This is a genomic window from Amycolatopsis sp. NPDC003731 (assembly GCF_053586895.1).
In genome coordinates, this window is record NZ_JBSFNC010000279.1 from 1 (window position 1) to 4,082 (window position 4,082).

General features: G+C 72.4%; 4 protein-coding genes. 1 reads left to right on the forward strand and 3 read right to left on the reverse strand.

What is annotated here, in order from left to right:
• The 3 genes from ACWDN5_RS46285 to ACWDN5_RS46295 all read right to left on the reverse strand — a co-directional run.
• The coding region (locus ACWDN5_RS46285; RefSeq protein WP_449680739.1) for a preATP grasp domain-containing protein at nt 1-944 on the reverse strand (944 nt) is incomplete at its 3' end.
• 5 nt (nt 945-949) lie between these two features.
• Entirely contained in the window at nt 950-1,909 is a 960-nt protein-coding gene (locus ACWDN5_RS46290; protein ID WP_310969768.1) for a 3-oxoacyl-ACP synthase III family protein, read from the reverse strand.
• A gap of 22 nt (nt 1,910-1,931) precedes the next feature.
• The gene (locus tag ACWDN5_RS46295; protein ID WP_449680740.1) at nt 1,932-3,506 is read right to left on the reverse strand and encodes a condensation domain-containing protein; all 1,575 of its coding nucleotides are present in this window, start codon (nt 3,504-3,506) and stop codon (nt 1,932-1,934) included.
• A gap of 228 nt (nt 3,507-3,734) precedes the next feature.
• Between ACWDN5_RS46295 and ACWDN5_RS46300 the strand changes: the two genes are divergently transcribed.
• Nucleotides 3,735-3,860, forward strand: a complete 126-nt coding sequence (locus tag ACWDN5_RS46300; protein WP_310969766.1) for a hypothetical protein — start codon at nt 3,735-3,737, stop codon at nt 3,858-3,860.
• Nucleotides 3,861-4,082: the final 222 nt, after the last annotated feature.

A 4,082-nucleotide genomic window follows, 5' to 3' on the forward strand; every position in this document is an offset into this window, starting at 1 on the left:
AGGCCAACAAGCTCAACGGCATCGACGCGCCGGACGCTGTCGCGGACGTCCTGCAGGCTGTGCGCCAGGTTCAGCACCCCGCGCTGGCTGAACTCCGGGAAGCGGTGGCCCTGGTGGACGCCGTTCTTCAGCACGGCGGCCTTGACCGTCTCGAACCGGACGCCGCCGGTGCGGGAGACGACGAACTGGTAGTTGAGGTCCTGGGCGTGCTCGATCCAGGACTCGACGACCAGGTTCGCGGGCGCGTCGGCCCCGCGGCGCTCGATCAGGCGCAGCAGGCGGTTCGCGCCCCGCTCGTCCTCGACGACGACCATGCCGCGGCCGGAGACGCCGAGTGACTCCTTGACCACGACCCGGCCGCCGAGCGCCAGCTGTGCGGTGAGGGCCTCGCGCAGCTCGCCGACCGTGTGCACCACCCGGCCGGGCACCTGGCGCAGGCCGAGGGAGTCGACCAGGCCGCGGCTGAACACCTTGCCGTTGACCGCCTTGCAGATCTGGGCGGTCGAGCCGGCCAGCGGCAGCCCGGACTCCTTGGCGAGGGCCTCTTCCGACGCCGAGATGCCCAGCGGCATCAGGTAGGTGTTGCCGTCGGCCAGCTCGCGCAGCCGGGACAGCAGCTCCGGTGAGTTGAGGGCGTCCTCGGTCACCATCGCGTCCGGGTCGTTGTGCTCGGCGATCAGCGTCGAGCCGTCGGCCGCGCCGATCCGGGCGAGGTAGCCCGCGAACGCGGCGTCCATGGGTGCCTTGAGCACCACCAGGTCGCCCTCGCCGGCGAGCAGCGCGCCCATCTCCTCCATGCGGTTGACGGTGGCCCCCGCGAACGAGATGCCGGCGCCGGGCAGTTTCGGCTCGCCCACCGCCCAGCTGCGCTCCACCTCGAAGTTGTTGACGAAGACGAACCGCGCACCGGCGTCGCCGGTGAGGTCCTTCTTCAGCCGTGCCACGAAATTCATCCCTGGTTCCCTTCTCCGATCTCGACGACGGCCGCCGCGAAGGTCGCCCCGAGGCCGGCCGAAGCCAGCAGCACGAGGTCCCCCGGATCGACCCGCCCGTCCGCGCGCGCCGCCGCCAGGTTGATGAACGGGTCGGAGCTGTAGCAGTGGGCGTACTTCCCGACGTTGTCGAGGAACACGCGGTCCCGCGGCACGCCGAGCGCGCCGGTGATCCGTTTCCACGACAGCTTGTTGACGTTGTGCGGCAGGATGGCGGCGATGTCCGCGGGGGCGACCCGGGCGTCGTCGAGGGCGTCCTGCATGACCTGGGCGAGCGCGTCCGGGTAGACGTGCTTGTACTGCAGCTGCAGGGCTTCGTCGCAGTCGATGCCCCGGTAGAACTCGCCGAGCACGGTGAGCGCGCGCCCGAGGACGCGGTCGCCGCGCGGGTCCGGGCCGAGCAGCACCGCGGCGGCGCCGTCGCCCTGGATCGTGGTGTCGCGGATGAGGCGGGCCTCGTGCATCAGCACCTTGTCGCCGGTCAGCACGAGCACGCGGTCGCCGGGGGCCGCGGTGGCCAGGAGCGAGCGGGCGACGTGCAGGGCGTGGATGCCGACCACGCAGTTGAGGTGCGACAGGCTGAACGCGGTCGCGCGGTGCAGCTCCAGCCGCGTCCGCACGTCCTCGAGGAGGCCGGGCGTGGCGACGGCGACGTGCTGCATGGTGTGCGCGTGGACCAGGAACCGGACCGAGTCGCGGTCCGTTCCGGCCAGCACGCGCTCCCCCGCGCCGGCCAGCAGGTCGGCCAGTTCGAGGCCGTCGGCGACGGCGACCCGGTCGAGGCCCAGGAAGCGGGTGAAGAAGCGCAGCTGGGTCGCGTCGAGGCCGAGCGGGCCGGCCAGGTCGGCGACCGGCAGGCTCGTCTCCGGCACGAACGACGCCACCCGCTCCAGGCGGGGTGCTTCGAGCAGGGACATGATTTCCTCCTCTTCGTCCGGCTCAGCCGCGGGCCGGCACGAGCTCGTGCGCGAGCGCGGACAGGGGGCGGGCGGTGGTGAACGGGACGAGCCCGGCCGCCCAGCCGCGTTCGTGCAGGGCTTCCACCACGCGGGGCAGGCGCAGCACGCGCCCGCCCGCGCCGGTGTAGCTGCGGGCCGGGTCGACGTCGGCGAGGCCGTTGACCTCGGCGACGACGTCGACGAGCACGCGTTCGGCGGGCGCGGTTCCGGTTCGCCCGGCGTCGGCCGCGGGCCGGGTCCGCGGCGGCGGCGGGGTGAAGCCGATGAGCGCGGCGGCTTCGCTGACGCGCAGGTCGGTGCCGGGGTCGCGGTGGGCCTCGACGAGCCGCGCGTAGCCGCGCAGGAAGTGTTCGACGGCCTCGGCGTCCATCACCGCGTCCAGGGCCTGCAGGGCGAGGGTGATGCCGTCGGCCCATTCGTAGACGCGCAGGTAGCTGTCGGAGCCGGCGAGCGCCCAGTCGGCGGGGGCGGCGTTGACCGCGTACCGGTCGCGTCTGGTGCGGCAGGACCGCGGGGCGTTGTCGAGGAAGTTCAGCTCGGCGACCACACGCCTCCCGTGCCGCGCGCTCTCCTCGTACACGCGGTCGTAAGGCACGTGCGCGTTCGCCATCGCCTCACTCACGCGGACGGCGGACTCCTTGACGACGACCGAGAACCGCGGGTCGCCGCCGAGGTCGGCGAGCACGGGGGTCGGGTAGGACAGGCAGGTGACGGCGCCACCGAAGCCGCTGGCGTCGCGCTGGCTGGTGTACATCCGGTGCGCGACCAGGGTTTCGCCGGTGTAGGCGGCGAGCGTGACGGCATAGGCGGCGAGGTGCACGGCCGAGGGCCACACGTGCTCGCGCGCCGCGATCGCCCGGGCGGCCGACAGCAGCGTCGGGACGGTGTAGGAGGCGCTGTGTGCGGCCTCGGATGCCTTGCGACGCTTGGCGAAGACGTCTTCGGGGAGCTTCCGGATGGTTTCGCGCCAGTGGCTCAGCGCGGGTTCGAGGTCGGCGTCGGTGCGGCTTTCCTCGAAGCGCGCGAGGTCCACCGGCTGGTGCTCCACCGGGTCCAGCACGGCGGGCCGGCCTTCGGTGCGCGCGGCGAGGAGCTCGTCGAGCTCGGCGGCCAGCCGGTCGAGGGCGACGTCGTCGAAGGCGAGGTGGTTGAAGACCAGGTGCAGCCGGACGAGCCGGCCGCCGCCGGTGACGACGCAGGCCCGCATCGGCCACTCGCGGGCCAGGTCGAACGGGGTGCGCGTGAGCCGCGCGATGGCGTCCACGGCGTCCTCCGCGGTCGCCTCGACGACCGGCTGCGGCGCCGGCGGCTGCACGAGCTGGCGCGGCCAGGCGTACCCGTCGCCGGCGGTGCCGGTCAGGTCGTAGACGGTGCGCAGGATCTCGTGCCGGCGCACCAGGTGCGTCAGCGCGGCACGGACGGCCGCGACCGTGCAGCCCGCGGGCAGCGGGTAGCTGGTGCCGATGTGCGCCTCGTGCCGCGACCGCGCCGGCACCCGCAAGTACCGCAGCAGGTGGTGGTGCTGTCCCCAGCAGAGGTTCGCGCTCTTCGCCACGTGTCCTCCAACCGTGAATCGTCGTACGCCGATGGTGGGCGGTGCGGGCGGAAATGGTTAGCCCCTCGCGGTGGCACGTTCTCCGTGGCACGAAGATGACACCGGGTGGGTCGGAGTTTTCCTTGACCGGCAACGGTTCGTCGGTGAATCTGGGTGAGCCCCGCCGGAACGCAGGAATTGCGGACCGGATCTGCGGGGGAAATACCGTCAACGGAATGAGGAGAACTCATGTCGAAGGAAGCTTCGAAGGTCGCCAGCAAGGTCGCGTCGAAGGTCGCTTCGAAGGTCGCCAGCAAGGAGGCCTCCAAGGAGGCGTCCAAGGAAGCCTCGAAGGTCGCGTCCAAGGAGGCGTGACGACCCGGCGGGACGGCGACGCGGGTGCGCCGCCGTCCCGCCGATCACGCGGAGCCACCGCGGGCGCGGCACCGTCACCGGCACTGGCCGGACGGGCGGTGCCGTTCCCGCGGCTGCCTCGCCACCGAACACCCACCTCACCGTCGCGAATGACTCATTCGGGACGTCGGAGGTCCCGAATGAGGGATGACCTCCACGAATGGCAGCCCGTCGTGGATCGTC

Excerpts from the sequence above, each read along its gene's own strand:
- ACWDN5_RS46290 (WP_310969768.1), bottom strand. The coding sequence starts at position 1,909 with ATGTCCCTGCTCGAAGCACCCCGCCTGGAGCGGGTGGCGTCGTTCGTG.
- ACWDN5_RS46300 (WP_310969766.1), top strand. The coding sequence starts at position 3,735 with ATGTCGAAGGAAGCTTCGAAGGTCGCCAGCAAGGTCGCGTCGAAGGTC.